The following is a 6,135-nucleotide window of genomic DNA, read 5'->3' as shown; positions in this document are numbered from 1 at the left end:
TAATAACTACATCTTCTTCAACTTTAGTGATTTTAATATTATTATCTTTAATTTTTAGTAACTTTAATATATCATTACACATAGGCGCAATATGTCTCCTTTATTTTTGGTTTAGTCACTTAAAATTATAGAGGCATTTGCGCTATTTTTGTACAAAAAAGCAGGATGACTTATGTCATCCCACCATAAAAAATGAAGAACCAAAAGAAGTGACACATGATCGTAACCTCGTTTTTGGAAGTTATTAAAACGATATGTCCCACTTCTTTAATATAACGTCAATTTATATTTCAAATTCTTTTTTTAAATCATCAAGATAAGGCATACCACCTTGTGCACCCATACCAGTCACTGAATGACTTGCCGCTAAATTAGCAAATTCAATGGCTTTTGTCAGTGTATATCCTTTTTGTAAACCGACTGCTAGCGCACCATTAAAAGTATCGCCTGCACCTGTCGTATCTTTGACTGTTCTTTTAAAACTTGGCACTTTCACGAGTGAATCTCCATTATGATAAATTGCCCCTGCTGAACCTAATGTCACAATCAATTGATTCGGGTACTTTTCAAGTGCAGTTTCGATAGACACGCCATCGAACATTTTGGCACTTTCAGTTTCATTAGGTGTTAAGTATGTTGCTTGTTCAATCATCTGTTGTGGAATCTCACGATAAGGTGCTGGATTTAGAATAGAAATCACTTCATGTTCATAACAATACGCAATGACATGTTTCACTGTTTCTTCAGGTATTTCTTGTTGGATTAAGACGATATCTTTCGGTTTTAAACGTTCTAAAAAAGGTTGAATTCGCTGTGGTGTCACTTCATAGTTCGCAGAAGGCACAACAATAATACGGTTATCGTTTTGAGAAAGTGTGATATGTGCTGTTCCCGTTGGTACGGAATCAATCACTTGAATGCCGTCCATCTGTACGCCATTTCGTTCGAAATTCTCTTTAAGTTGTGTTCCGAATGTATCATTACCTACACATCCGATCATGTGAACATGATCACCTAACCTAGCTGCTGCAACGGCTTGATTTGCGCCTTTACCGCCTGGAGTTGTGAAAAAATGCTCACCCAAAACCGTCTCTCCTTGTTCAGGTACAATTTCTGAAGACACAACCAAATCCATTGAAGCGCTTCCAATTACATATATGTGTTGCATAACGATTCCTCCTTGATGTTTCTCTTCTATTCCATCTTATCCATTTGCCCGTCATTTTGCTAATATAATGATACCTATAAATTTAAATTTCAAATATATTCTAGTGTTTTGTTTTTCCCACTACGAATATCGATATCACTTTTTAGAAAGCGCTATCTTATTATTATCTACATTTAAGCTATTCTAGTATGTTTTTTCCTTCATCATGCTTCCAAAAACAAATTCATAACGTCATTTAGATTTACAGCACTCAAGCTTTCCGTTTTTATATTATATTCAATAATGATATATTGAATATATATTACGACTACTTGAAAGGAGTTTTCATGTATGACTGAATTTAAACTTGGCGCACAAATGCCTAACTTTGAACTTAAAGCAACAGATGATTCAACTTTTAATTTCCATCAATTTCAACAAGACTACCCAAACCAATGGTATTTCGTGATTAATTTCCGTGGTTCTTGGTGTCCAGTATGTATGGAAGAGTTGGATCAATTAATTAAAAATAAAGGTTATTTTGAAGGAAAAGATATCAAAATTATCTTAACTTCAGATGATAGCGCTGAAAACTTACAAAAAATGGTAGAAGAAAAAAACGTCCCTTATCCAGTTTTAGTAGATAAAGACTCAAAATTTGCAGATACTTACGGTGTTTTCAAACACCCAGATGACTCTATTTATGATGATCACGGCGCACATAACGAGCCAGCTTATTTCTTAATATCTGAAGACAATCGTTTGTTATATCAACAAAAACAAACGAATCCATTCGGACGCCCAACAATGACTGAACTTCGTAAAACAATCCAATATATTAAAAAAACATACCAAAGCCAATCATAAAGTATCGCTGAAGTATGCAGTTGCGTTCATTTTAAATTTGCACTACAACAATTGAACCGAGGCTGGAAACGAAATCCCAGCCCCGGTTTTTTATATTATTTTCAATTTTTACTATAACTTGCTTACAATCTCAATTAACATATTTGAAAAAATCACCGTATCCATAATTGACAGTTTGAGCGATAAGGTGCATAGCATTCATTGATTAATGCTTCAAACTTTTTATTGTAGTTCCATATATAGATTAGAAAATCTAAGCTGATAATGTCTGGGTTATGACCAATTTGAGGACTAAATTTACTTTTGACGTAACGATAAAGCACGCGCAAAATACATTTCCATCTTGAATCTGTAAGCCAAATCAATAAATCCGCATTTTTGATTCGAAGTTCAAGCGTCTCCGAATAAGTACCGTCACAAATCCACTTTTCATTTTTAACTAAATTAACGATGCGCTGTTCTAAAATATGCGGTGCCATCAATTCCCCATCTTCCCAGGCAAATTGGTCTAAATGCGTTACAGGAATATGTAATCGTTCCCCTATTCTTTCAGCAAGTGTTGACTTCCCAGACCCTGGTGTCCCCACAATGACAATCCTTTGATACATCTCTCCCACTCCTGTCTTCAATATGAATAAATGCCTTGGTATTCCACATCCTGTCTTACATGTGCATATCATTATAACTCGTGGTGAAAATTCGAGTCAAAGCCATGTTGAAAACACACAGTTACAAAGTGACTTTATAGGTTGATCGTCCTAATTCAAAAAACAAAAAAATTTTAAGTTTTAATTAACAACCGTACAATTATTTTCGTAACTTTTTTATTATCAAAAAATTCAGATTTATCTTTCTAAAATCCCTTGTTTTCTGATAGGAATTATTATAGTATAGCTGTATCTTAATTGATGGAGGTTCTATTTATGGCACTATTTTTATTAGAAACACAAAATTTATCTTTTGCAAAATCATCAGTCGAATTAGATGAAAAGGTCAAACTGCTTTCTGAAAAACCCGGACCAGAACTGATTGAAGTACAAGTGACTGAAGACCTGTCACATGGTTATTTTATTGTGGAAAGTGACAGCGAAGCAGAAGCAAAACAATTTCTAGAAGATGCGTCCATACAAGTGAGTCTTGTTAAAGAAGTGCGCCTTGTAGGCAAAGACTTAGATGAAATAAAAAAAGGAGACGTTTCTATAGATTACCTCGTGACTTGGAATATTCCAGAAGGGATCACAATGGACCAATATTTAGAACGTAAAAAGAAAAACTCTGTTCACTATGAAGAAGTTCCTGAAGTACAATTTCAAAGAACTTACGTCTGTGAAGATATGACCAAATGCGTCTGCTTATATAACGCACCAAATGAAGATGCGGTTCGTCGTGCACGCGAAGCAGTCGATACCCCTATCGATGATATTGAAAAAATTTAAAATTGCGCTTCATGACAGCCGAACACGACAACACTGCGCATGACTTATTTTTCTCATTTTGTGCGCTTAAAATCTCTTTATACAATTCAACTTCATAGACATATCATTCTCAGGGAGTGTGACAATGGTTTTCATATTCAAGTCCACTCCCTCTACTCTAACTATAAAACATAGTATTCTTATATGATTTAAGGAGGGTGTTCATGATTCAAATTCAAGGACTCAATCATTATTTTGGCGCACATCATGTGATTCGAGATTTTAATTTAACGATCCCAAAAGGAAAAATTATCAGTTTTATCGGTAAAAGTGGTTGCGGAAAATCAACACTGTTAAACCTTATTGGTGGTTTTTTAACCCCTCACACCGGTCAAGTTACGATTGATGGTATACATAAAACATCCCCTTCTTCAGACTGTTTAATGTTATTCCAACATCATAATTTATTACCTTGGAAAACCATTCAGGACAACATTCAATTAGGTTTAGCACATAAAATTCCAACCGTTGAAATGAATACGTATCTTGCGACGGTAGGTTTAGAAGGCACAGGGGCTCAATTCCCGGATGCATTATCTGGAGGTATGCAACAACGGGTTGCCATCTGTCGTGCCCTTGTGCATCAACCGCAAGTGATTTTATTAGATGAACCTCTTGGCGCATTAGATGCATTTACACGTTATAAATTGCAAGACGAATTGATTACCTTACGCACACATACCCATGCTACGCTACTTTTGGTCACACATGACATTGATGAGGCCCTTTATCTTTCGGACGAAGTCATCTTGTTAGGTGAGGGTTGTCAAATCATCAAACAATATCCTATTCAACAGTCACATCCAAGAAACCGCAATGATGATCAACTGCTTGCATTACGCAATCAAATCATGGAAGACTTTGCGATCAACCATCAGATGGCTGAACCTGAATATTACTTATAGCGAGGGATTTCCATGAAAAAGATGATATTATTTTTACTCATTTGTACCCTCTTAGTCAGTGCTTGTGCGCCTCAACAGCAGAGTCAGACATCGACACATACTCAAAAAACAATAAAAATTGGCTATTTACCAATTACCCATGCAGCTAATTTAATGATGACCAAAGTAATTAACGATAAAAATCAACAGCGCACTTATAAAATTAAGCTCGTCCGCTTTAATAACTGGCCAGACTTAATGGATGCTTTGAACAGCGGACGTATTGATGGCGCTTCTACATTAATCGAATTAGCAATGAAATCAAAGTCGAAAGGGGCGCCGATTAAAGCTGTCGCACTCGGTCATCATGAAGGGAATGTCGTTCTCGGTCAAAAAGGACATCATTTACATGATTTTAAACTCAATCAGGATTATTCCTTTGCGATTCCGCATCGGTATTCGACACATTATTTATTATTAGAACGGATGAGAGAAAAACTTAATATACAACCGGGTCACTTTCATTATCATGAAATGGCACCTGCTGAAATGCCTGCCGCTTTAAGTGAAAAACGTATTTCTGGCTATTCCGTTGCTGAACCTTTTGGCGCAATAGGTGAAAAGTTAGGAAAAGGCCAACTCTTACAGCATGGCAGTGATATTATTCCAGATGCTTACTGTTGTGTACTCGTGCTTCAAGAAGATTTGATTCAACATAATCAAAAAGCTGTGCACCAATTTATGCGTGATTACAAACAAGCAGGCTACGACATGACGGACACTAAAAAAAGTGTCGACGTGATGGAAAAAAATTATAAACAAAATCGTAAAATACTTGAACAATCGGCGCAATGGACATCTTATGGCGACTTAACAATTAAGGAAAAGGGGTATCGTGACATCGCTAAAAGCGTCTCTGAACATCATCTATTCGAGCCCCCTTCTTTTGACAGTTTTGTAGATCCATCATTATACAAGGAGGGTTAGTTCCTATGAGCAATAGTCGATTATCTCAACGCTTTATACTCCCTTTAATTACTTTTGTACTTTTTCTTTTTATTTGGCAACTCGTCATCTGGATAGGTCACTATCCCCCTATCCTCTTACCAAGTCCCCTACAAGTTGGGGCAAGCATTTGGAAATTTATTATAACCGGGGAAATCGGCATCCATCTCGGTATTAGTCTCTACCGCTTCGTCATTGGCTTTATCTTTGCGATTATATTGGCAATCCCTATTGGTATTTTATTAGGCCGAAATGATGCATTTTTTCACGCGATTGAGCCTTTACTCCAATTAGTAAGACCCATATCGCCCATTGCGTGGTCCCCTTTTATCGTCCTATGGTTTGGCATTGGAAATTTGCCAGCGATTGTAATTATTTTTATTGCGGCGTTCTTTCCAATTGTCTTTAATACGATTAAAGGCGTGCGCACGATTGACCCGCATTATTTAAAAATAGCTAGCAATTTGAACTTAACCGTATGGAAGCTCTATCAAAATATTATTTTTCCAGGCGCATTTAAGTACATGATGACAGGGATACATATCGCCGTTGGAACAAGTTGGATTTTCTTGGTCTCTGGAGAAATGATTGGGGCACAGTCTGGTTTAGGCTTCTTGATTGTAGACTCACGAAATATGTTGAATTTAGAAGATGTCTTATCGGCTATCTTTTTTATCGGGCTTTTTGGATTTTTAATCGATCGGCTCATTAGTTATTTAGAAAAATTAATGCTCAAGCACTTCGGGGAATCTTAATT

7 protein-coding genes are annotated in these 6,135 nt (G+C 36.4%); 5 read left to right on the top strand and 2 right to left on the bottom strand.

From position 1 onward, the window contains the following. Window positions 1–283: 283 nt before the first annotated feature. Window positions 284–1,168 carry a ribokinase gene (gene rbsK / locus HMPREF1208_RS08680; RefSeq protein WP_016425997.1) on the bottom strand — a complete coding sequence of 295 codons (885 nt, stop codon included), beginning with the start codon at window positions 1,166–1,168 and terminating at the stop codon, window positions 284–286. 330 nt (window positions 1,169–1,498) lie between these two features. On the opposite strand from rbsK, the gene HMPREF1208_RS08675 reads away from it, so the two are divergent. After that, a complete protein-coding gene (locus tag HMPREF1208_RS08675) occupies window positions 1,499–2,014 on the top strand; it encodes a peroxiredoxin family protein (RefSeq protein WP_016425996.1) in 516 nt (171 codons plus the stop codon). 152 nt (window positions 2,015–2,166) lie between these two features. Here HMPREF1208_RS08675 and HMPREF1208_RS08670 read toward each other — a convergent pair whose 3' ends face one another. After that, a complete protein-coding gene (locus tag HMPREF1208_RS08670; RefSeq protein WP_016425995.1) occupies window positions 2,167–2,622 on the bottom strand; it encodes a hypothetical protein in 456 nt (151 codons plus the stop codon). A 315-nt stretch (window positions 2,623–2,937) separates the two neighbouring features. Here HMPREF1208_RS08670 and HMPREF1208_RS08665 point away from each other — a divergent pair, with 315 nt between their 5' ends. The 4 genes from HMPREF1208_RS08665 to HMPREF1208_RS08650 all read left to right on the top strand — a co-directional run bounded on the left by HMPREF1208_RS08665 (window position 2,938) and on the right by HMPREF1208_RS08650 (window position 6,133). Next, window positions 2,938–3,450, top strand: a complete 513-nt coding sequence (locus tag HMPREF1208_RS08665) for a DUF4242 domain-containing protein (protein WP_016425994.1) — start codon at window positions 2,938–2,940, stop codon at window positions 3,448–3,450. Window positions 3,451–3,653: 203 nt separating this feature from the next. Next, window positions 3,654–4,394 carry an ABC transporter ATP-binding protein gene (locus HMPREF1208_RS08660; RefSeq protein ID WP_016425993.1) on the top strand — a complete coding sequence of 247 codons (741 nt, stop codon included), beginning with the start codon at window positions 3,654–3,656 and terminating at the stop codon, window positions 4,392–4,394. Window positions 4,395–4,406: 12 nt separating this feature from the next. After that, window positions 4,407–5,360, top strand: coding sequence for an ABC transporter substrate-binding protein (locus HMPREF1208_RS08655; protein WP_016425992.1), 954 nt, complete (start codon window positions 4,407–4,409; stop codon window positions 5,358–5,360). A 5-nt stretch (window positions 5,361–5,365) separates the two neighbouring features. Continuing rightward, window positions 5,366–6,133: an ABC transporter permease gene (locus HMPREF1208_RS08650; protein ID WP_016425991.1), complete on the top strand. Its 768-nt coding sequence runs from the start codon at window positions 5,366–5,368 to the stop codon at window positions 6,131–6,133. Window positions 6,134–6,135 lie beyond the last annotated feature (2 nt).

Origin of the sequence: Staphylococcus sp. HGB0015, from assembly GCF_000411275.1 — a bacterium.
GTDB classification, from domain to species: domain Bacteria; phylum Bacillota; class Bacilli; order Staphylococcales; family Staphylococcaceae; genus Staphylococcus; species Staphylococcus schleiferi.
This window is presented reverse-complemented; position numbering and strand designations above follow the sequence as displayed.